Source organism: Cohnella baijiui, from assembly GCF_020731285.1.
GTDB lineage: Bacteria > Bacillota > Bacilli > Paenibacillales > Paenibacillaceae > Cohnella.
Genome location: NZ_JAJFOW010000008.1, coordinates 76,678 through 99,810, shown reverse-complemented (window position 1 = coordinate 99,810; position 23,133 = coordinate 76,678). Strand labels below are relative to the sequence as shown.

The 23,133-nt window shown below is 52.4% G+C and carries 21 protein-coding genes; 14 read left to right on the top strand and 7 right to left on the bottom strand.

Annotated elements, in window-relative coordinates; genetic code table 11:
• Positions 1–560: 560 nt before the first annotated feature.
• From LKX83_RS11110 to LKX83_RS11095, 4 genes are all read right to left on the bottom strand, one after another.
• A complete protein-coding gene (locus LKX83_RS11110) occupies positions 561–1,526 on the bottom strand; it encodes an arsenic resistance protein (RefSeq protein WP_227882273.1) in 966 nt (321 codons plus the stop codon).
• An 85-nt stretch (positions 1,527–1,611) separates the two neighbouring features.
• Entirely contained in the window at positions 1,612–2,037 is a 426-nt protein-coding gene (gene arsC, locus LKX83_RS11105; RefSeq protein ID WP_227882272.1) for an arsenate reductase (thioredoxin), read from the bottom strand.
• Between the two features lie 27 nt (positions 2,038–2,064).
• Positions 2,065–3,357: an arsenic transporter gene (locus LKX83_RS11100; protein ID WP_227882269.1), complete on the bottom strand. Its 1,293-nt coding sequence runs from the start codon at positions 3,355–3,357 to the stop codon at positions 2,065–2,067.
• 13 nt (positions 3,358–3,370) lie between these two features.
• Positions 3,371–3,697, bottom strand: a complete 327-nt coding sequence (locus LKX83_RS11095; RefSeq protein ID WP_227882268.1) for an ArsR/SmtB family transcription factor — start codon at positions 3,695–3,697, stop codon at positions 3,371–3,373.
• A gap of 313 nt (positions 3,698–4,010) precedes the next feature.
• On the opposite strand from LKX83_RS11095, the gene LKX83_RS11090 reads away from it, so the two are divergent.
• Positions 4,011–5,192 (top strand): ABC transporter substrate-binding protein, encoded by a 1,182-nt coding sequence (locus LKX83_RS11090; protein WP_227882266.1) that lies wholly within the window; start codon positions 4,011–4,013, stop codon positions 5,190–5,192.
• A 6-nt stretch (positions 5,193–5,198) separates the two neighbouring features.
• Positions 5,199–5,864, top strand: coding sequence for a helix-turn-helix transcriptional regulator (locus tag LKX83_RS11085; RefSeq protein ID WP_227882264.1), 666 nt, complete (start codon positions 5,199–5,201; stop codon positions 5,862–5,864).
• 56 nt (positions 5,865–5,920) lie between these two features.
• Here LKX83_RS11085 and LKX83_RS11080 read toward each other — a convergent pair whose 3' ends face one another.
• Complete coding sequence (locus tag LKX83_RS11080) at positions 5,921–8,203, bottom strand: helix-turn-helix domain-containing protein (protein ID WP_227882262.1); 2,283 nt, start codon at positions 8,201–8,203, stop codon at positions 5,921–5,923.
• Positions 8,204–8,464: 261 nt separating this feature from the next.
• Between LKX83_RS11080 and LKX83_RS11075 the strand changes: the two genes are divergently transcribed.
• From LKX83_RS11075 to LKX83_RS11030, 10 genes are all read left to right on the top strand, one after another.
• Complete coding sequence (locus LKX83_RS11075) at positions 8,465–9,433, top strand: ABC transporter permease (RefSeq protein ID WP_227882260.1); 969 nt, start codon at positions 8,465–8,467, stop codon at positions 9,431–9,433.
• 13 nt (positions 9,434–9,446) lie between these two features.
• Positions 9,447–10,319 (top strand): carbohydrate ABC transporter permease, encoded by an 873-nt coding sequence (locus LKX83_RS11070; protein WP_227882258.1) that lies wholly within the window; start codon positions 9,447–9,449, stop codon positions 10,317–10,319.
• A 103-nt stretch (positions 10,320–10,422) separates the two neighbouring features.
• On the top strand, positions 10,423–12,000 hold the full coding sequence (locus LKX83_RS11065; RefSeq protein ID WP_227882257.1) for an extracellular solute-binding protein: 1,578 nt from the start codon (positions 10,423–10,425) through the stop codon (positions 11,998–12,000).
• A gap of 107 nt (positions 12,001–12,107) precedes the next feature.
• Positions 12,108–12,977: a sugar phosphate isomerase/epimerase family protein gene (locus tag LKX83_RS11060; RefSeq protein WP_227882254.1), complete on the top strand. Its 870-nt coding sequence runs from the start codon at positions 12,108–12,110 to the stop codon at positions 12,975–12,977.
• Between the two features lie 8 nt (positions 12,978–12,985).
• Positions 12,986–14,005, top strand: coding sequence for a Gfo/Idh/MocA family protein (locus tag LKX83_RS11055; protein ID WP_227882253.1), 1,020 nt, complete (start codon positions 12,986–12,988; stop codon positions 14,003–14,005).
• Between the two features lie 33 nt (positions 14,006–14,038).
• Entirely contained in the window at positions 14,039–14,812 is a 774-nt protein-coding gene (locus LKX83_RS11050) for a glucosamine-6-phosphate deaminase (protein WP_227882252.1), read from the top strand.
• Between the two features lies 1 nt (position 14,813).
• On the top strand, positions 14,814–15,992 hold the full coding sequence (locus LKX83_RS11045) for an N-acetylglucosamine-6-phosphate deacetylase (RefSeq protein WP_227882251.1): 1,179 nt from the start codon (positions 14,814–14,816) through the stop codon (positions 15,990–15,992).
• Positions 15,989–16,843 (top strand): sugar phosphate isomerase/epimerase family protein, encoded by an 855-nt coding sequence (locus tag LKX83_RS11040; RefSeq protein WP_227882249.1) that lies wholly within the window; start codon positions 15,989–15,991, stop codon positions 16,841–16,843. Before LKX83_RS11045 ends, LKX83_RS11040 begins: the two co-directional genes overlap by 4 nt.
• Entirely contained in the window at positions 16,840–17,730 is an 891-nt protein-coding gene (locus LKX83_RS11035) for an AraC family transcriptional regulator (RefSeq protein ID WP_227882247.1), read from the top strand. Before LKX83_RS11040 ends, LKX83_RS11035 begins: the two co-directional genes overlap by 4 nt.
• A gap of 32 nt (positions 17,731–17,762) precedes the next feature.
• The gene (locus LKX83_RS11030) at positions 17,763–18,830 is read left to right on the top strand and encodes a Gfo/Idh/MocA family protein (protein WP_227882245.1); all 1,068 of its coding nucleotides are present in this window, start codon (positions 17,763–17,765) and stop codon (positions 18,828–18,830) included.
• A gap of 132 nt (positions 18,831–18,962) precedes the next feature.
• Here the strand turns inward: LKX83_RS11030 and LKX83_RS11025 are convergent, their stop codons facing one another.
• Positions 18,963–19,316 (bottom strand): DoxX family protein, encoded by a 354-nt coding sequence (locus LKX83_RS11025; protein WP_227882244.1) that lies wholly within the window; start codon positions 19,314–19,316, stop codon positions 18,963–18,965.
• Entirely contained in the window at positions 19,313–20,785 is a 1,473-nt protein-coding gene (locus LKX83_RS11020) for an MDR family MFS transporter (protein ID WP_227882241.1), read from the bottom strand. Before LKX83_RS11020 ends, LKX83_RS11025 begins: the two co-directional genes overlap by 4 nt.
• Positions 20,786–21,060: 275 nt before the next feature.
• On the opposite strand from LKX83_RS11020, the gene LKX83_RS11015 reads away from it, so the two are divergent.
• Together LKX83_RS11015 and LKX83_RS11010 are read left to right on the top strand one after the other, a co-directional pair.
• Entirely contained in the window at positions 21,061–22,104 is a 1,044-nt protein-coding gene (locus LKX83_RS11015) for a carboxymuconolactone decarboxylase family protein (protein WP_227882239.1), read from the top strand.
• 1 nt (position 22,105) lies between these two features.
• Positions 22,106–23,047, top strand: coding sequence for a TetR/AcrR family transcriptional regulator (locus tag LKX83_RS11010; protein WP_227882235.1), 942 nt, complete (start codon positions 22,106–22,108; stop codon positions 23,045–23,047).
• The last annotated feature ends 86 nt before the right edge of the window (positions 23,048–23,133 follow it).

Here is a 23,133-nt window from a genome sequence, read left to right as displayed (position 1 = left end):
TCTTGTAACTTCGTACGGGATAACCCCGAATCTTCTGAATTTTGATTTCATTTGATAGAGTTTCCGCATATTTTTTTTGTTTTCTTGAAATGGTAAGTATAATATTTCATTTTCAACCAACTATACCTTTTGTCATATTTCTGAATCCGACCTAGATGTTTTTTGATCCTCGGATGCGCAAATTTGAACATCATCACTTCTCTTTTATTACTTTTAACCCCATATCTTGATTTCGATTTTTTTAGAACATAGCCATTCCCAAGATCATAAACCACTCTCCTGGCACCTACACCGACGATCCTTTTGCCACGGATCATTTTCTTTATTTTCATGTTCAGTGGACAAGTCGCCTCCTTTCGGGGAATTTATTGGAACATCATATTCGAACTTGCTCAGGGGTTGTATGCGGTTAACATGGCCCTTACATAATGTGCCATAGTCGGGGGTTGCGATGTCACTTCATTCATTCGGAGTATCGAGCATTAATGTCCGGGGTGAGTATCAAAATCCTGCAGCATTGGAAAGCAAGGAATGCTGTGCGGGTTGTTGAACTGAACAAATCAGGTTTCTTTCATTAATACATTCGGTACCAAACGAATATAAATTAGTTCCCCAATCAGTTCAATGACTGTTTGCGTTACAATAACAGCTGACACTAATCCGTTTATCGGTTCAGGTAAAGCCAACGCAAAAGGGAGAACGGCAAGAGAGTTGCGTGTACCAGCGCTGAAGATTAAGGCTCGCCCAGCTCCGATTTCTAAACGGAAAAGACGGGAAACGATGCGTGCAACAACCGGTGCAATTACCATATACGCTGCATAAATCGGGATCACACGGCTAATGAATTCAAATGAGGTATACAGTTTAGAAATTTGTGATGCAACGATCACAAAAAGAGTTAATGCCATAAAAGGTACTGGAAGCCAGGAAGTGGTATCAAGGATACGCGTGCCGAGTGGTTGCCGTTTCGCCCACAATTGAGTTAGTAGAGCAAGTAGCAGCGGAAGCACAATGAGTTCAATAAATGCTTCAAGAAACGGTTTGACACTCATGATTTCTGCTGCTTGCTTCCCCATAAAAGCCCATAAATAAAACGGTAGTAAAAGCATCTGGGTAACAAAGAGTAATGGAGTTGAAATTAAGACGAGTTTTGCATCACCACGGCCCAGATGTGTAAAGACAATGACGTAATCAATGCACGGCGTAAGCAAAACCAGAAAAACACCTAATAATAAGGCCGGATCGGCTGGAAGAAAGCGCGTTAGCCCCCAAACGATAATCGGGACGGCTATGTAATTCACAATGAGAAGCGCATAAATAAACTTTCGGTTGGATCGTGCTTCTCTTAAGCGAAAAAACGGTATTTGTGCAAACATCCCATACATGAGAATGGCAAGTACGAACGAAATAAAGGGATCTAAATTTGCGGTGGCATTGGGCCATAACAAACCTATACCAGCAGCAAAAGGGAGTACGCATGCATAAAGCCATACTTGATTCTTTTCTAATTGCTCTCTGAAACTCAATTTTCTCTCCTCATTTCACCTCAAAACGCAACAATGCGCTCAGGTAAGGGAATAAGCCCAACGGATTTATTTATCACGGCCATTGTTATTTCCCCTTATAAACGAACTGCTCGATCCGTACCTTAATGGCGTCGCGAACTGCACGAAATTGCTCCATTATTTCCTCTTCAGTGCCCGATGCCTTGGCCGGATCCCCAAAGCCCCAATGCCATTTGATGACGTTCGGATTCATGATGACCGGGCAGTGTTCATCTGCATGACCGCACAATGTAATGACGTACGCAGCACGATTCAAGGTTTCGGGATCAATCACATCCGAAGAGTTGTGGCTTATATCAACGCCGACTTCTTTCATCACTTGAACGGCACGCGGATTCAAGCCATGCGCCTCGAGTCCAGCGCTTTTGACTTCGTACTTCTCTCCGCCTAGTGCTTTTAAGAATCCATCCGCGATTTGACTGCGGCAAGAGTTGCCGGTGCACAAGAAATAGACGAGTGGTTTGTTTTCCATGATAGTTAGCTCCTTTGAAATATCGTTTTAACCGACGACTTTAAGCCATAAAAACAATCCCGCGAGCGTAATGAACAAGACAGGGACCGTAAGAACGATACCCGTTTTGAAATAAGCACCCCAGGTGATCTTTACGCCTTTGCTGGATAAGACATGCAGCCAAAGCAGCGTAGCGAGCGAACCGATTGGTGTAATCTTCGGTCCCAGATCCGACCCGATGACGTTGGCATAGATCAGCGCTTCGCGGATGACGCCGGTGGGGTTGGTCCCGTCGATCGCCAGCGCGTTGATCATAACCGTCGGCATGTTGTTCATGATGGAGGAGAGGATCGCAGCGACAAAACCGGAACCTATCGTAGCCACGAACAAACCTTGCTCTCCAAGCCACTTATACACCGCTCCCAGTTCGTTTGTAAGGCCCACATTCCGTAGTCCGTAAACGACAACGTACATCCCAATGGAGAAGGTCACGACCGCCCAAGGAGCCCCTTTAACAAGCTTCCAGGTGTGAATCTCACTGCTTTGACGGGCCAGCAAAAGAAACGCAAGGGCAGCAACGCCGGCAATAATGGAAACCGGAACATGGATGAACTCGCTTAACAGATATGCGGCGAATAATACGCCTAATACGAACCAAGCGATCTTAAACAACCGCATATCCTTGATGGCCGCTCTAGGCGTTTTGAGCTGACTTAAGTTGATCTGCTTAGGAATACTTCGTTTGAAGAACATGATGAGCACCAGCAAGCTTGCAGCGATTGAGAAGAGGGTAGGGATGATCATGCGGCTCGCATATTCCACGAACCCGACGCCGAAAAAGTCCGACGAAACGATGTTGACCAGGTTACTAACGACCAAAGGCAGGGAGGCTGTGTCCGAGATGAATCCACTCGCCATAATAAACGGAAGAATCATGCGTTCATCGAACTTCAGAGCACGGACCATTGCCAATACGATTGGCGTTAGAATCAAGGCTGCTCCATCATTCGCGAAGAACGCGGCAACCGCAGCTCCGAGCAGAATGACATATACGAACATTAGATTGCCATTCCCTTTTGCAAACCGCGCCATATGCAGCGCCGCCCATTCGAAAAATCCGATTTCGTCCAAAATCAGAGAGATCAGAATAACAGCGACGAATGCGAGCGTCGCGTTCCACACGATCTGGGTGACATCCCAAACGTCGTTAAAATTCACCACACCACAGATTAAAGCAATGATTGCTCCGCCGCATGCGGACCACCCAATGTTAAGTCCCTTGGGCTGCCAAATGACAAATACAAGCGTAACTATAAAGATGAGCGAAGCGACCGCGAGCATAACTGCCTCCTAGTTAACAGCAATCATTACAATGAAGTGACTGTATTTTCCCCCGCATGGAAGGGAGTTGTTCGATGATTTCTTTTAAATAAGGCTTATCTTCCACGCTTAAAGAATAAAAAATCCATTGACTGCGCCGAGTCTCATTGATCAAGCCCCCGCCTTTTAGTTTTTTCAGATGCTGACTGGCATTTGGCTGTGTCGTCTCAAGGATATCTACGATATCGCATACGCACATTTCCTTTTCCTTTAACAACGCCATTATGGTCAGCCTCATGGGGTGGGCGAGCAATTTTAAGGTTTCCGCCATTTCATCAATGGAAATCGTGGTAGTAACCATTGTGTTCGCTCCCTTCAGAACATCCAGATCCTTAGTCGGGATCATTATATAAGTATTTTATTATATATTCAATACCTCATATTGAATCATGTAGAATTCCTTCCGCAACCCCTATGAAGAAACATATGAAGATCTTCCTTAAATCAAATATATTTGGTTACTACTTCATTGCCTTATGCGTGATTATTGTAGACCATGCGGCCAAACGGCTTGTGTCCGTCATTTTCACTCGCTAATTTTTCCGGTCGGACACGATATGTCAGGGGACCTATCCTATACTGGAATGGCAAGACACCTTCAGGAGGCGATAGGAATGAAGCTTACCATCAGTACGCATGACGATCAACGGATGGCGGTCATTCAGGAAGCGGTCAAGCAATTCCGCAAGATGAACCCGGACGTATCTGTGGTACTGGAACTCGTACCGAATAAAGCGGAGTTGATTCGCAGAATCACGAGCGGGGAAGGCCCGGACATTGTGGAATGGGAAGGCACCAACATGGGGCAATGCTTGGACGCCGGGATCTTGTCCGATCTGCGGGAGTTTATCCAACGAGACAAGGTCGACATGCGCGACTATTTTCCCCGCATCGCCCAGTCCGTCGAATCGAACGGACGGATCGGGGCGCTGCCGGTCATGACCGAGACGCTCGGGGTCTTCTACAACAAGCGGCATTTTGACGAAGCGGGGTTGCCGTATCCGCAAGACGGATGGACGTGGGAGGACTTCATGGATACGGCGAGGAAGTTGACGGTACGGGATGAGGGTGGAAACGTGATCCGGCACGGTGCCTTTACGAGCTTCGGATATATGCTCTACGTCGAACCGGTTGTCTGGAATTGCGGTGGATCTTTCCTATCGGAAGACGGCGTCGAACTGGAAGGGTATTTAAACCATCCTTCGACCATCGAAGGGTTCCGGCAATACTTGTCCCTGATCGACGAGGACGTGTCGCCGAGGATGGAGGTGGGGCAGGATTCCTGGATCGCTTGCTTCATTCATGAGAAAATGTCTATGTATCTGGATGCCAACTGGGCGATCAAACCCATGTCTAAAGAACAGAAGGAAAAGTTCGGAGTCGTGGGTTTCCCTGGCGGCAAGAAGCAGCCTAAATCAAACATCTTCCAAGTGTATGGGTATGGCATCTCTACGACTTGCCGCAATCGCGAACTTGCCTGGGCTTTTCTCCGCAAGCTGGCTCTTCCGGGGGAAGACGTCGACAAGCTGTGGACCGTTCTGAACCTGGCGGCAAATCGGAAGACGGCGGAGCAAAGCGGCCACAAGGCGGACGCCATGTATGCCATTTTCTACAACGAACTGCAATACGGTCGAGACGGCGCGTACCAGTACCCCAACTACATTCCCGCCTTCCATCACAACGAGACCTTCGACAGGCTCGTTCATGCCGAGGATGCGGAACAAGTCATTCAAGAGGCGGTACGCCGCACTCCCAAGATTACGCCTTATGATTTCAAGACGCCGGGTTGGTGGTGACTCTCCATGAGCAACATGCATCGCATTCTTTGGTTTGACGAACAAATTCGCAGCCACCGTTATCCGAATGCCCGATCGCTGTCGGAACGGTTCGAGATCTCGGTCCGACAGGCCGGTCGGGATATCGAATATATGCAGAACTCCTTACTCACCCCGATGAGCTACAATGCCAAAGAGCGTGGGTATGAATACTCGAATGAAGCCTACATTTTGCCGTCCGTTTTTCTGTCCGAGACCGATCTTCGGATCTTAAGCTTCCTCATCTACAAATACGAGGAAGCCGCGGAATCCATAGGATACGTCGAAGGCCTCGACCGCGTCGTACAGACGCTGAAACGATTCGTACCGTATCAACCGGAGAACATGACCAAATTGCCGGTATTCCATGCGGATCCCGCGCTTGCCGACCGGAAGCATGAGGTGGACAAAGCCATCCGTCAGAGCCATAAGCTCCGCATCGCATACGTGGACGAGGAAGAGGAGTATGAAGTGGTGGTGCATCCTTTTCGCACGTATTCCCAAGCGAGCGGGGTCTACCTCATCGCCTTATGCGAGCAGTCCGGAGAGGTCGAGTATTACCGGCTGGAACGGATGACGAGGGTGGTCGACACGGGGGAAGAGTACCGAAAGGAAGTCGAAGGGGGGACCCCAGGCAAAGACAGAGGTTCCTAGGCAGGAAGGCAGCCGGGCCAAAAAGTTCGGCTGCCTTCGTTGCGGTTATGGGCGCTTTAGGTTAGTAGATTGGTTGCGCTTGACCCCCTTGCTGAAGCCGGCAAACGCTTGCGATACTCGCCCGGAGTGACGCCTGAGCAACGCTTGAACATGCGGATGAAGGAGTTGACGTTCTGATAGCCGACGTAACTGGCCACATCCTGAATGCGCAGCTCCAAATTCATGAGCAGTTCCTTGGCCCGATGGATTCTCAGCTCGTTCAGATGATCGCTAAAGTTGATTCCTGTTTTTTCCTTAAAATAGCCTGACAGATAACCGGGCGTCAGATTTAATTTGTCGGCGATGGAATCGAGATTCATATCCTCGCAGAAATGGGCTTCCATGTACTCGAGGACAAAGGAGGCGATCGGATCCTTCGTTTCGTTTTTCTCCGCAATGGCGGCAAGGGCGGGGCGGATCAGCTCCCGGAACCAGTCCTGGTACTGCTTCACGGAATAAAAGCGGCTCAGGGCATCGAAGGAAGAGGGGAGCAGCTTTTCCGTCAACGCAAGCATGTTCAGCTTCGCGAATGTTTTCTCCACTTGATCCGCAGCCCCCCGGGCAAATGCCTGAAACTCTCCGACGGCCGCATCCTTGCGCTTTAATAATTCGAGATGCCGGTCGATCCACTCGAATACGGCATTCTCGTTGCCGGTCAGAAGAAGCGTGAGCAGATCCTCTCCAGTCGTCAGCTTCAAACGGTACGAATTCGGCAGCGAAGCCCCAGGTCCCGTGATGATTTGCGTATCTCCGTTTAGTCTTCGCTCCTTGAGCATAGAGGACAATTGCCCGTAAGCCTCGGTAAACGAAGTTTTTGCCGTATAAACAGGACTGGCGGCAATCGTCAGGTAAAGATAGTCGTCGGCGCGCAGCAGCTGCTTCAGCGTATCGAGCGTATGCAAAATTTCGCTTCGAGAGCCCGGATCGAAAATGAACGACATGAAACGGTTCTGCTCGATTTGCAGCGTAACTCCGTCTCTGGAAGAGATCAGATTGTGAATGAGTTTGCGGAGCAGCAGCATTTCTGCCTCGTATTCCCGTTCGGGATTTTTGAAGGCGATTTCATAAAGGACGGCGACATAGGGTCTGTCAGATTGAACGAGTTCTTCCCTATCGGCGAGATTCGGGTTCATCGGAATGTTCTTCACCTTGTTGGTATAAGCGAACTGCTGCACGAGCGTGTTCTTTCGATCGAGATCCGTTCGAATGAGCTCGTTCATTTGCAGGATGCGGCTCATCCGGTCGCTCAGAATGGCGTACTCTCGGATGCTGCTTGTCGGCAGCGTCGAGGCGGAATTGCGCTCCAGCATCTCAATGATTCGGCGCAGTGGATTGTTGAGCCTCAGGCTGAACAGAACCGAAGTGACGACGCCGACCACGACAGCGGCAGATAGCAACGAAACCAGCAGCACGTTTAGCTTCATCATTTCGGAAGAGATGCTGGCAATGGGGACGACGCGTACATAAGTGAAGCCGGTGTCTGCTCCTTTTTTATAGAAATAATAAAAATTACCGTTCCGTTCATGAAACGTTTCTTCCTGGAGAGAAGCGGGCACCCGCATTTCTTTGGATGGCGCGGACGCGAACAGAATGTTCCCATTCTGATCCATCATGTAGAACGACGAATCCCCCGATCGGCCAAAGGCGGAATACAGCTGCTGCGGATTCACCAGCAGGAGGCCGTATACGTCCCCATAGGGCGCCGCTTTGAACAGAATCGGCATCAAGGGTCCCATCGGACGAGCCTGACCCATCGTTTTCTCGTAAAATTCGGCAACCGGCAATACTTGCATAAAGGAGTGGCCGATGGATGCCTCGATCCAGTAATGAGGCGGGTAAACATTGCTGGAGTAATACTTGTCGAACATGTCTTCGATGCTGCTGGTCCCGTCCTTTTCCAATACGTAGCCGGCCTTCCGGAAGACGAGGATGAAGTTGTTTAAATGAAGAAACGGATTCGAGTACAGTGCGCTCAAGTCCTCTTTGACTTCGGGAATGATGTCATAGCGCTTGTTCTCTTTCACGCGATTCAGAATTTCGAGTTTGACGTTCCATCTGTCAGATCGCATAAGGGAGATCAACATCGTCTGCGTCATCCGGAATTGATTCTCGTAGCTCTCGACCGTCTGCTTCATCCCCAGCTCGTTGTAGCGGACGATTTCGTTGTATAGCTTTTGGCTTAAATAGATATAGGCGAACAGATTGCAGGAAACAAGCAAGATAATGACGCACAAGAAACTGACCATCAACTTCACAAACAATGTATTGAAAGCAAGCTTGAGTCCGGCCCGTCTATTCATTCAACGTTTCCCCCCGGTATACAGCCTCGCGGTCCCCGTTTTACATTTCGATAATCGTATCATACCGGTTTGAATCCGACGCGAACAATATGCACTTTTCCATTTTCGTATTCATTTCCTTTGCTTTCCGCAAAAGTGACGATCGAATGGAACACGTGGAGATATATTTCCCCTGACTAGGCCGGCTATAATGCGGGTACAACGATCAAAGGCACCGCGATCTGCATCCTGACTTTCAAATGACTTCAAGGGGACATGCGAATGGCACAAGCAAGTGCGACTCCTCGCCCGATCGGGAAGGGGAAGCCGATATCCGCGCCGAAGGCGCACCGGTTCAAGCGGCTCTGGCAAAACAACAAATACCTGTGGCTGCTTTTTTTACCTTGCCTGATCTATTATCTCGTGTTTCGTTATGCCCCCATGTTCGGGTTGGTGATTACGTTCAAAAACTATAACCTGTTCAAGGGGGTTTGGAACAGCGATTGGGTGGGCCTCAAGTATTACCGGTTGTTTCTAAACAATCCGGATTTTTGGCCGCTGATGAGAAACACGTTCCTGCTCGGTCTTTATAGGCTCATATTCGGATTCCCTGCTCCGATTATATTGGCGTTGCTGCTCAATGAGCTGAGAAAGGCGGCGTTCAAGCGGTTCGTGCAAACGGTCAGTTACCTTCCTCACTTTATTTCCAACGTCATCGTCGCCAGCATGGTCATTATGTTTCTGTCTCCGACAGGAGGGCTTGTTAACAACATTCTATCGGGGCTCGGCTTCGAGCCGATCCATTTTATGAACAAACCGGAGATGTTTCGGGGAATCTACGTGCTCTCGGAAATCTGGCAGCATATCGGCTGGGAAACGATCATTTACTTGGCGGCGTTGACCGCCGTCGACCCCCAGCTTTACGAAGCGGCCAGCATCGACGGAGCCAGCAGACTTCGCAAAATTTGGCACGTTACGCTTCCCGGCATTTCCTCCGCCATCGTCATTACGCTAATTCTCAATATCGGCCAAGTGCTGGAGATCGGATTCGAGAAAGTGTACTTGATGCAAAACCCGGCCATCTACGATACGGCGGATATTATCAGCACTTACGTCTACCGGATCGGGTTGTTGCAGGGCAACTTCAGTTACGGATCGGCGATCGATCTCTTCATGGGCATCATCAGCTTAATCTTCATTTACGGTGCCAACTGGATCAGTCGGCGCGTCAGCGAAACCAGCCTATGGTGAAAGGAGCCGTTCGATGATCAAATCACCGAAGCTGGGACTATTCCCGGTTGTCAGTGCCGTCATCCTGACGATCGTTGTGGTAGCGACGCTGTATCCGTTCGTGCATATGATTGCCGTCTCACTCAGCGGAGACGTTTATGTGATCAAGAACGAGATCACCGTTTGGCCGAAAGGGTTCAATGTCAACATGTATAATCTTGTTCTCGGGGACCCTAAAATCTGGACGGCATTTCGAAATACGATCTTATATACCGCGCTGGGAACCGCCATTTCGCTTGCGGTCACTTCGATGGGGGCTTACGCGCTCTCGCGGAGCCAAATGGCGTTTCGAAAATCGCTTACGATGCTTATCGTTTTTACGATGTTTTTCGGCGGGGGAATGATCCCCACGTATCTGGTCGTCCGGTCGCTGGAGTTGGTGGACACGATCTGGGGAATGGCGCTTCCCGGCGCGGTCAGCACCTGGAATCTGATTCTGATGCGTACTTTCTTCGCCGGCATCCCGAAGGAGCTGGAGGAGTCCGGCCGCTTGGACGGGCTGAACGACATCGGTATCTTCTTTCGAATCATGGTACCGCTTTCGAAGGCCTCCTTCGCCACTATCGCCCTCTTCTACGCGGTGAGCATGTGGAATAACTTTCAGCTTCCGCTATTGTACTTGCGTTCGCCGGATTTGTTCCCGCTGCAGGTTCTGCTGCGCAATCTCATTCTCGCCGGCACCGCGAGCTCGGGCGACGTGACCCGGATCGGAGGTGATAACCTTATCGTCGAAGAATCATTGAAGTACGCCACGATCATGGTGTCTACACTTCCGATTCTGATCGTGTATCCTTTCGTGCAGAAGTACTTTGTCAAGGGGGCCATGATCGGGGCAGTCAAGGGCTGAGCCCGATCGGGCCGAGCTGCGTCCGGCCTGCATACGGTTTGCGTGAAGACGTAAACAAACGACGTTGCTGTACAAACGAACAAAGAGGAGCTGATCGATTTTGTTGAACGTTCTGAAAAAGCACGCTGTTCTGCTGTTGCTCGCCGCCATGACGGCAACGATGCTTTCCGCCTGCAGCGGAAACGCTTCCAAAGACGGCGCTTCTGCCGGAGCAAGCCCTAAGGCTTCCTCCGCGGGAGGCGGAGAAACGTCCGGGCTGCCGAGCTTGAAGTTTACGGCGCTGCTCGACAACAACCCGACCTTTCCGTACTCGAAGGATTGGCCGATCTGGAAATGGATCAAGGAGAAAACGGGCGTCACGCTCGAAGTTCAAACCCCGTCCGGCAATCTGGGGGAATCTTTGAATCTGGCCGTCGCTTCCAAAGAGATGCCCGACTTGATGTACATGCCCAATCGCGAGGAGTCCAACAAGTTCGGTCAGCAGGGTGCGCTTGTGGATATTTTGGAATACATCGACGATATGCCGAATCTGAAGTCGTGGATGGAGAAATATCCGGAAGAAGCGCGGGCCGCCTTGTCCTCGGACGGCAAGATGTACATGTTCCCGAATCAGGGCTTCGGCGAGACCAACCGGACGATTTGGATGTATCGGAAAGACGTCTTCGACAAAGAAGGGCTTAAAGCCCCCTCGACTTTCGATGAGTTGTACGAGACGCTGAAAACGCTGAAAGCCAAATATCCCGGCACCTATCCGCTAACCATCCGCTTCGGCGAAATTCCGGACGAGATGCTTGCGAATATGACCGTGGATTTCGAAACGGGGGAAGATGGGTATTACGATTTCGACAAGGAGGAATGGCGCTTCGGCCCGACTGAAGATCATTACAAGGCGATGGTCGCGGCATGGAAAAAGTTGTATGACGACGGTCTCATTCCGCCGGATTTCCTCTCGCTCCAGACGAAACAATGGCAGGACATGCTGTCCACCGGAAAATCGTTCATTACGATCGATTACATCAGCCGAATCGACTTCTACAACAACGCCATGCAGAAGGAGAATCCGGCGTTCAACATGCAGTTCATGGCCCCTCCGGCCGGCATTCCGGGCGGCAAGCAGCATAATCCGTATCTCCACTATCTCATAAGCGGATTGACGGTGGCTTCCACTTCCAAACATATTAACGACATCATGAAGTATATGGATTTCTTCTATTCAGAGGAAGGCCGCACGCTTGTCAGCTGGGGGAAGGAAGGCGAGACGTACGAAAAGGATGGCGGTACGCTCAAGTTCAAGACGAACTACACGGACATCATTGAGCTGCGCAAGGCAACCGGCCTGAAGACAAGCGGCACGTATACGTGGATCGATTTCGATTCCGATCTGTCGCTGTCCTCCGACAACCTCAAATATGCGTTCAAGGAAGCGACCAAATACGATCCGCCGGCGATGCAGCCGCGTCCGGCCTTTTCGGAGCAAGAGACCGAAGTGGTTGCGCTGACCGGTCAGGCGATCAAAAAGCATCGGGACGAAAGCTTCGCCAAATTCGTGACGGGATCGAGAAGCTTGGACGAATGGGATCAATACGTAAAGGAAATGAACAACCTCGGCGTTGACAAGCTGCTCGCGACGTATCGAGAAGCCTATCGGCGCATACAAAATATCAAACTGGACGTCAACTAAATAAACTTACCGATAACGAAAAAAATGTTAAAGCAGTTCGAAAGAAGCGTCAACGATACCCTACCGGGAATTGCTATAATGGGGGCAACAGAAGGGAGGGGATCAAAATGGCAAGCGCAAATTCCGTATTGGACAGATTGGGCGTTCTGACCGACGAAGTGTCCGAGCGCCTCGATGAAGCGCTGGATTGGACGAAGGAGCAGGGCTTAAAGCACGTGGAGCTCCGCGTCGTCGATGGGTTAAACGTCACGGCGCTGAGCGACGAACAAGCGATGGACATCCGGCGTCGAGTCGAAGCCCGGGGGCTGTTTGTATCAACAGTCGCCTCGCCATTGTTCAAATGCGCGCTCGATCCGGGCAGGCGTGTCGCAGCGGGGGATACGTTCGGGCAAACCGAAGAGACGGTCGAGGAGCATTTTGCCAAGCTGGATCGCGTCATTCATTTGACGAAGCTGCTGGGAACGACACGCATCCGCATTTTCTCGTTCTGGCGCGAAGCGGAGCCGCTGACCTATCGGGAAGAAATCGTACGCCATCTGAAAGAGGCGGCCCGGATCGCGCAGCGGGTCGGCGTCCAGCTTCTGCTGGAGAACGAACCTTCTTGCAACGGCGGATTTTCGGAAGAAGTCGCCGCTATCGTTCGTGCCGTCGATTCCCCTGCGCTGCGAGGATTATGGGATCCCGGGAACGAGGCTTACGGCGGTCGCGAATCGTTCCCGGCCGGCTATAACTACATGAAAGAGCTGATGTCGCACGTCCATTTGAAGGATGCTTATCTAAATGCGGAAGGCAACCCCAGGTGCGTGCCGCTCGGATCAGGTAATGTGCCGGTCATAGCCCAGCTCAGGGCACTGGCGGAGGACGGTTATGAAGGCCTCTTCACGATCGAGACGCACTTCCGGCCGGAGGGCGGCAGTCGGGCGACGGGAACGCGCATGTCGCTCGATGCGCTGCGCGCGCTGCTAAGAGAGGTGTGAGACAAGGAATGACGATCAAAAAGTTCGGCATCATCGGATGCGGTTCGGTTGCCGATTTCCATATCGCCGCCTTGCGCGGCATCGAAGACGCACGGCTCGCTTATGTATCCAGCCGCAACGAGGCAAAAGCGAAAGGGGTTGCGGAACGGGAAAGCTGCGCATGGACGACCGATTATCAAACGCTGCTCCTCAGCCCCGAAGTGGAAATCGTATGCGTGACGACTTCAAGCGGCAGCCATTTCCGAATCGGGATGGATGTGCTGGAAGCGGGAAAGCACCTGCTGCTGGAGAAGCCGATGGCGATGAACAGCCGGGATGCGGCGACGCTTGTAAGGACGGCCAGGGAGCGGGGAGTGGCGCTGTCCGTCGTCTCGCAGCGGCGCTTCGAGGCTCAGCACCAAGCGGTCAAGCGGGTGCTTGAGGAAGGCGCGCTCGGCAAGCTGCTGCTTGCGGAAGTATCCTTGCCCTTCTATCGATCGCAAGACTATTACGATTCCGCCGAATGGCGCGGAACGCTTGCCGAAGACGGCGGGGTACTGATGAACCAGGGCATTCACAGTCTCGATCTGCTGCTGTGGTTCGCCGGCGAGATCGATACCGTGTTCGGGAAGACGGCGACGCAGACGCATCGGATGGAGGCGGAGGACTTGGGCCTCGCGATTGTCCGATTCAAGAGCGGAGCCTTCGGCACGATAACCGCCTCCACCAGCATTCGTCCGGGCTTTCCCGCTTCTTTGTATCTGTACGGGGACAAAGGTACGATCAAGCTGGAAGGCTCGTCCATCGTCCATTGGGAGGTTCCCGGCGTGCAGGAGCCGAAGTGGGACCAGGAGCCTGCATACGGAGGCGTATCCGATCCCCGCAGCATCGTTTGCGACTTCCATCAGAGCCAGATCATCGATATGATCACCGCCATCGATACCGGGACGGAGCCGCTGGTCACCGGAGAAGACGGCCTTAAGGCGGTCCGGCTGGTCGAAGCGATCTACGAGAGCTCCGCCGGCGGGACAGAGGTAAGGCTGGGTTGAACCAGTTGAATTGAATCGAAGGGAGATGAACCGATGACGGATGGTTCCGCCATTCGGAAATTAACAGTCGATCGACTTCAGATCGAGATTTACGAGAACCGCGAGGCGCTTGGCCAAGCGGCGGGGCGGGCCGTGGCGGCCCGTATCCAAGATTTGCTGGGACAACAAGCGCATGTCCGCATGATATTCGCCGCAGCGCCTTCGCAGAACGAACTGCTTGACCAACTGGTCCGAGACTGGACCATCGATTGGTCGCGGGTTACAGCTTTTCATATGGACGAATACATCGGTCTGCCGGCCGACGCGCCGCAATCGTTCAGCCGATTCCTTCGCGAGCGACTGTTCGATCGGGTGAATTTCCGCGACGTGCATACGATCGATCCTTCAAACGATCGTCGGAGGGAGTGCGACCGATACGGCGGCCTGCTGCGGGAAGCCCCGATCGATATCGTATGCCTCGGCATCGGGGAGAACGGGCATTTGGCGTTTAACGACCCGCCGGTTGCCGACTTCCGCGATCCGGCATCCGTCAAAGTCGTCGAACTGGACGAAGTCTGCCGCAGACAGCAGGTGAACGACGGCTGCTTCGCCCGGCTGCAGGAGGTGCCGACGCATGCGATCACGCTGACGATTCCGACGCTGCTATCGGCGTCTCATCTGTTCTGCGTCGTGCCGGGACCCTCGAAACGGCAGGCGGTAACCGCAACGCTCCAAGATCCGATTGGCGCCGCATGTCCTTCGACCATTCTGCGCACCCATCCGGATTGCACGCTGTACGTGGATCGCGATGCTTTTGGGGAACCGTAGCATGCTGCAATTGACAGCGCTGCATTATGCAACAGGCAAGCCGGTCGACATTCGGATCGCGGACGGCATCATTCGGCAGGTCGAAGAGACAAACCGCCCCGGTACCGGCAACGCGGATAGGAGCGGACTTTGCGTTGCTGCGCCCGGATTGGTCGATTTGCAAATTAACGGCTATCGCGGAAACGACTTCAATCAATTGCCTTATTCGGAAGACCTCGTTGCCGACGTGACCCGTGGGTTGTGGGCGGATGGCGTAACGACTTACTTCCCGACCGTTATTACGCAGACCGAGTCCCATCTAACGGAAGCGCTAGCCTCGATCGCGCAAGCTTGCCGGAGAGATCCGGCGTCGGACCGGGCAATAGCCGGCATCCACCTGGAAGGTCCGTTCCTGTCCCCGGAGGACGGCGCCCGCGGAGCCCATCCCAGATCATGCATCAGACCGCCGGACTGGACGCTGTTCTGCCGCTGGCAGGAGGCGGCGGAAGGCCGCATTCGGATCCTCACGCTGTCTCCCGAGTGGCCCGGCAGCGCGGATTTTATCTCCAAGTGCGCGGACAGCGGCGTGACGGTATCGATCGGCCATACGTCCGCTTCGCCGGAGCAAATCCGCGAGGCGGTCCGGGCGGGGGCCCGCATGTCTACGCATCTGGGCAACGGAGCGCATCTGATGCTGCCCAGGCATCCCAACTACCTGTGGGAGCAGCTCGCGCAGGATGAATTGTGGAGCTGCGTCATTGCGGACGGCTTCCATCTGCCGGATGCCGTGCTGAAGGTGGTGATGCGCATGAAGGGGCCCCGCGCGATGCTGGTCAGCGACGCCGTTGCGCTTAGCGGAATGCCGCCGGGCGCCTATACGTCGCCAATCGGCGGAGAAGTCGTATTGACGAAGGCAGGCAAGCTGCATCTGGCGGCAGATGAGAACCTTCTTGCAGGCTCGGCGCAGATGCAGCTGCGGGGGGTCGAACGGCTGGCGGAACGCGGACTCGCTTCCCTGGAGGAAGCTTGGGACATGGCCTCGGTCCGGCCGGCCGGCTTCATGAAGCTGCCGAGCTCAGCCGGACTTGCCCCGGGAGCCCCTGCCGATCTCGTCCTATTTCGCAGGGAACGGCATGACATCGAGATGGAACGAGTTTACAAAGCCGGTACCCTTGTATTCGGGAAGGAGTCCTACCATTGAAATTCGCAGCGTTCAGCGGCGTGTTAATCGATCACAGCATGCAAGAGGCGATGCGGCTCACGAAGCAATTGGGCCTCGACGGAATCGAGATCGCCGCCCGCGAACATCATTTGTCGCCAACGACGAGCAAAACCCGACTCAAGGAATTGCGCACATTGTCCGAAGAGCTGCAGCTTGCCATCCCTGTCCTGGCCACCTATACGGGCAGATTCTCATCGATCAGCGATCAGGAAGCCTCGGCGACTTTCGACGACTTCCGGCGGCTGCTGGAGGCGGCCGGCCAACTGGGCGCTTCCATGATGCGGGTATTGACGGGAGGGCCGAACGCATTCCTCGCGCACGATTATCATTATTCGAAGATCGCCTATTGGCTGGATCGTTGCGCCGAAGAAGCGGAGGCCCATCACGTGGATGTGCTGGTGGAGCTGCATAACGAATCCCTCGTCGAGACGGCGGACGATGCGCTAAAGCTTATCAAGCTCGTGAACAGCGAGCGGATCGGCTTCATTCACGATGCCGGCAACATGTTCATTACGGGTACCGATTACGGCTCCGAATCGGTGAAGAAGCTGGGCAAGCATTTGAAGCACGTGCATGTCAAGGACGAACGCAGAACCTCGGACGCCAGCGCGCCGGGCGCTTTCACGAACAGAACCCGCAAGGGGGTCGGGACGTTCGTGCCCTGTCTGTTGGGCGAGGGCGAGGCGGATCACGGACCGTTGTTTCAGGCGTTGCGGGAGACCGGATACGAGAACTGGGTGACGTTGGAATGCCATACGCCGGAATCCGGGTTCGAACGTCTGAAGCATGATTTTCAATATGTCCGGCAGCTCGCCGGCGGCCGATCATGAACCCATTTCCCGAGTTTTACAGCGAAGCCCAACAGGATCCGTCGTTTCCGTTCGCCATTTTGCGCTACTCCAGCCAACAGTTGAACCAACCGATGCACGTTCACAATTACATTCAGTTCGTTTATGTTCTGCGCGGCGTGTGTCACCATCAAATGCGAGGCAAGCTGCTGAAGGTGAGCCGGGGCGATTTGTTCATCATCGCCCAACATACGGAGCATAGCTTGCGCGCGATTGAAGGAACGGATTTTGAAGTAGCGGTAATCGACTTCATGCCGTCTATGGTGAGGGAGTACCTGCGGCCTTATACGGACACTCTCCATCCACTGCTGGAGCCGATCGACCTTGACGAGCCGTTGTCCCCCGAATACCAGTCCTGGATTCACCTGAGCAAGGAGAAGCAGGCTTTCGTGGAGCTTATTCTTCAGGATATGCAGGAGGAGTACGAGCATCGGGAGGTCGGCTACAGGTCGTCCATCCTGCTGAATTTGGCGAGGCTTCTCATTCTGATCGACCGCCATAGCCGGAAGATAAAGCGAACGTCTGCCCGTCAAGCACCCGGTGCGGGAACCAGCCCGATCGAAGCGGTAAAGCGTTATATTTACGACAATTACAGCGGAGATATTCCACTCGAGCAGGCGGTGTACATCGCGAATATGGCGCCGGCGTATTTCAGCCACCAATTCAAGAAGGAAACCGGCCAGAACTTCGTCGATTTCGTAAACGAAGTGCGAATCGAGAGAGCGATGGAGCTCATCCGCCGCGGCACTCACACGATTACGAGCATCGGATTCTTGGTGGGCTTTCGCCATCTGAGCCATTTTATCCGGACGTTCAAGAAGCGATGCGGGATTACGCCGACGGAGTACAAGAAAACGTTTGGAAAATGACTGACATTACTGGAAAGAAAGGGGACGTGCGTGTGCGAAATTTGAAGGTAGGCATCATTGGCCAAGGCCGCAGCGGACGCGACATTCATGCCCAATTACTCGCGAAGCTCGGGGAATACTACACCATCGCGGCCGTCGCGGATTCGATGCCGGAGCGGCAGCGGCTTGCGGAGAAGGAGTACGGCTGCAGGGCTTATGCTACCTGGGAGGACATGTTGAACGGTGAGGAGCTTGACCTGGTCGTCAACGCTTCCCCGAGCCATCAGCATTATCCGATCACGCTGGCGTTATTGAATCGGGGACTGCATGTGCTGTGCGAGAAACCGCTGGCGAAGACGACCCGGGAAGTGGACGACCTGATCGAAGCGGCGAACCGTTCGGGCAAGAAGCTGGCCATCTTCCAAAATTCGCGGTATCAGCCTGCTTACGTTCAGATCCGGAAAGTGATCGAATCCGGCGTGCTCGGGCGCATCGTGCAGATCGATCTGACCATGAGCGGGTTTGCCCGCCGCTGGGACTGGCAGACGCTGCAGAGCAATAACGGCGGCAATCTGATGAACACGGGGCCGCATCCGCTGGATCAGGCGCTGCAACTGCTCGGCACCGATGAGTTGCCCGATGTGACCTGCATCATGGAACGGGCGAATACGTTCGGCGATGCCGAAGATTACGTGAAGCTGATTCTGAGAAAGCCCGGCCTGCCGACGATCGATCTGGAGATTTCGTCCTGCGACGCCTTTCCGCACGCGCAGTTCAAAGTGCAGGGGACGAACGGCGGGCTGCACGGAACGGCGGATCGGCTGGAATGGAAATACTTCAAGCCCGAAGAAGCGCCGGATCAGAAGCTGACGACGGAACCGCTGTTTGACAACAAAGGGATGCCGGCGTATTGCAAGGAGTCGCTGACCTGGCATACCGGTCAATGGGCGATCTCGGTTCCCGAGGACCGGACGGCGTTCGAGTTCATGACGGAGAGCTTGTACATGATGCTGCATCGCGCGCTGTGCGGCGGCGAGTTGGAGATTACCCCGCAGCAGGTTCGCCAGCAGTTGTGGGTCATGGAAGAATGCCGCCGTCAGAACCCGCATATTTACGAATAGTCAGCGGATCGCATTGAAATGAGAAGCATCGCGGCTCCTTTGGGCCGCGATGCTTCTCATTTCATATCGCATGAAGTGATTCTATCTTGCATTCCGGCTTGAATCCGACACGAACTATATATTCACGCTCGCTTAAAAGCGTCCGATCGCAACAAATAAAGCTAACGCTAATAAAATGACGTTTACCCCGGCACCCTGGTATTCTTTTCTCTTCACGTGAAATAAGGCAGCAAATAACATGACGATTGCAAGAGCGACCGCGGCAATCGGCGTCAATATAGGCAGAATTCCCATGGCATAAGCTATAATTAAAGCTAATCCGCCTAGCAGTTCTGATACTCCGATAAACGTGACTAATCCTTTCGATGTATCTTTTACCCAAGGCAATGCAGCTTCAGCTCTTTCATACTGAAATGCTTTCATCGAGCCTGCTAAAATAAAAATGAATGCTAAAAGTCCTTGCACGATCCATAATGCGATATTCATATCGTGTGTCCCTCCGCTAATAATTCATCCTTGGCTTCTACTTTGGGTTTGCGAAGAATGATGCTGATTACCACCCCGACAATGGCTAGACCAGCCGACAGCAGGAAGGTATCTCCATAGGCTGCTATTGCCGCTTGTAGCGTATGATTGTTCGGTCCAGCATTCATTGCATGCTCCCCCGTTCTGAATGTGAGAAAACCGGTTAGTCCCGCCACCGCAAACGAGGTTGCTACTTGCAGCGTAGCCGTTGTCAGTGGTGTGACACGGTTGACGAGAGTAGGAGGGGCTGAACTGAGCACATAGGTTTCCAACGTCATAACCGTTAGTCCCATTCCTGTCCCCATCATAAATAATGGCACAAGGACCATGATGATAGGGGTATCCAGATCGATTAACGAAAATAAAAACAATGCACCAGCTACAATCGAAAACCCGGATATCGTGAGCGGACGCGCACCGAATTTATCGTACAAGGTACCTCCGATCGACATGAAAATCATCGCGGCGATAGCCTGTGGCAGAACGGTCAAGCCTGTCTGCAAAGGTGTGAAATGTTTAACGGATTGCAAAAAGAGCGGAACAAGAATCGTCACAGAGAATAAACAAATTTGAGCAATCCACATCAACAGGATGCCGCGCGTAAAACCGGAAGATCGGAACACGCGCAGTTCAAGCAACGGCTGCTTGTGGCGAAGCTCGACGAAAATGAAGAGCAGAAGGGCTATTCCGCCGATAAGGAGTCCGGATAACGCCAGATTGGACGTCCAGCCTGTTCTCCCGCCTTCGCTGACGCTGAATGCTAACATTGTGAATGCGACCGGGGCAAGAATCATGCCGGGTATATCCAATGCAAGTGCTTTATTCTGCTCGAACATCGGCAAGTGCTTGATTCCGATCAGCACGCCAATGACCCCAATCGGCACGTTAATCCAGAATAACCAATGCCATGATGCAAATCCGATCAGCCAACCGGAGAGGACCGGACCAAGCGCAGGAGCGACGAGCATCGGTATCCCAATCATGGCCATCACAGCCCCACGTCTTTCAGGAGGCGCAAGTCGGAATATGATCGCCATTCCGATCGGTATGACCATCCCGCCGCCGAGACCTTGAATGATCCGGTAAATAATGAGTTGCTCGATCGATTGGGCCGTTGCGCAAAGGGCCGATCCGATTGTAAACAACGCGATCGTGAACAGGAAAATACGTTTGGTTCCGAACTTATCCATCATCCAGCCGGCGATCGGAATAACGGCAGACAGCGCGAGCGTATAACCGGTAACTGTCCATTGAATGGTGGACAATGAGCTTCTCAATTCTTGTTCCAATTCGTGCAAAGCGACGTTCACGAGCGTGCTGTCTAAAATGACCATGAACATTCCAATGATCACGGTTATTAGCGGCGCGAGGATCGATCTTATGGAGAAGGGCGAGTCGGAAGCGGACGGCACTGCTTGTTGGGACGACATGTATTCTAACCTTCCTTTCATCCTATTTTTTGCACAGAATGACTTATAAGTTTTTTTGCGAACTCATTGGTCACATGGCAAGTATGTGTGACGCAAGAGCGCTTTGTCAATACCTTCCTGAAAATAATTTTAGGGGGTGAGGGGACATCCACAGCATTCGATCAAATTGTTTCATTGCATTTTTGACCGATTGGTTTTACAATGAACCACATGGTCATTTCGAGCGCGAATGACGTTAGTACATGCATTTGTATTCGTAGAAGGAGGGAAGGGAAATGATAAAATACATCCAACCGCCCCCAGTCTCTGCAGCCAATGGGATGCTGCACGAAATGTATGGACAAATTCGGAACGACTTTGGCTTTGTAGGGGATATTTTCACCATCCACTCCCTCTCGCCTTCGTTGCTGGCGGGTTTATGGTCATCCATGAGAGAAACGGAAATGGTCGGCAAAGTACCGAGAAGCATCAAAGAGGCAGTGGCTGTCGCGGTAGCCAAATCCAATCAGTGTCCCTTTTGCGTGGACGCGCACAGTATGATGCTTATGGCTACCGGAAACAATCAGGTTGTCCAAAGAATTAATAGCGATCAGGCGGAACTGATCCCGGATGAGAAGATGAGATCGGTCGTGCAATGGGCGTTAGCCACACGGTCGCCCGGCTCGTCCTTGTTGCTGAATCCGCCCTTCACCAATCTGGAAGCGCCTGAGATCATCGGGACAGCTGTAACGAACCATTATATTACGCGAATGATCGACGTACTTTTGTCGAATCAATCGCCGATACCTGTCAGAAACGCATTTTTGAAAAAGCTGTTGCAGCGGGCAGTGGCTCTCGTTTTTGCTTCCTCCGTCCGAAAAAGCAGAAATCAAGGAGCGTCGCTGGTGTTTACGACCGAATCCGAGCTTCCAAACGACTTTTGGTGGGCGGAACATCACCCGTATATCCGTTTTGCGCTCGCTGCTTTTGCCGATGCCGTGAATCGGGCGGGGGAACAATCATTGACGGAAGATTCTCGCACGGTTGTCAAGCAACATATTGATGCTTGGACAGGCGAAGAACCTGGCATTAGTCGTCAATGGGCCGAGAAAGCGGTATCATCGCTATCCGGAGGATCCAGAACCGCAGCCCGACTCGCACTGCTGACCGCCATTGCGCCCTATCAAATCGACGACGAACTGATCCATGAATTTCAATCCGTGCATCGAGAAGGCATACATCTTCTCAATGTCCTATCCTGGTCCAGTTTTATGGCTGCCCGTCGAATCGGTACGTGGCTTTCGGCTCCATTCAAGGCGGACGAAGAGGGAAATCCGTGATATGATCCAGGTTGAAGCGTTAATTACCATTTTGAAAAGAGGTTTATTGGTGAGTTTACTAAAGCAGAAAATTATGGAGTCCGCTATGCGGTTTTTCTCAGAGAAAGGATACATGTCGACTTCCATGCAGGATATTGCGAATGATTGCGGGGTCGCTAAGGGATCGTTGTACAAATTTTTCGCATCGAAAGAAGAGCTGCTGATCGAGGTCTATGATACACGATTCCGGGACATGTATGACAAAGCCGAGGCGATTCTAGCAGATCAAACTCGACCGCCAAGAGACAGACTTATCCACGGCACTTTGCTTCAACTGCGGTATTTTGCCGAATTGAATTTCAGCCTCGAACAATTTAAGGACCTTCCCACGCAAGAAAGCGGGAAGTTGATTCCCTTCTGCTCCCGACTGAGAGCCCGTCAGTTGAATTATTATAAGGAGTGCTTGATCTCGACGTATGGACAGCAGTTGGAAGGGCATATATGGGATGTCATTGCCGTCTATCTCGGAATCATGAAAGAATTAACGCATTTCGCGAACGTGATGAACCAACCATTGAACCTGGAAAACGCCGCAGTATTTATTGTCGACCGGATGGACGATATTGCGGCAAGCGTGATAAAAAACGGAGGTCCCGAACTTATGCAGTCCTTGGTAATGAACGAATACGTACAAAGCGGATTGCAAGGAGTATCGATCCCCGATGCCAAACAAAAAAGAAATTTATTTGATTCCCTAACCTCAGCCATACAGGAACTAACGGTGCAGAATACGCGAAAAGAGGAATTGAACGGAGCTGTCCAGCTGCTTCAGGAGGAAGTAGAGAAAGATCAGCCGAAGCGGATTTTAATCGATATCTTGTTGGGGCATTTGCAGTCGCAGCATGAGTTAATAAGCATAGTTGGCCCTTTGAGAAAACTACTGGGTACTCAAATGATGAGTTAACTGCGGTTCCAATTGACCCCTGAAATGATAAGCCTAGCCCGTAAGAACGCATCCACGAGTGGGTCTAGTCTTAAGTTTCAGGAAGA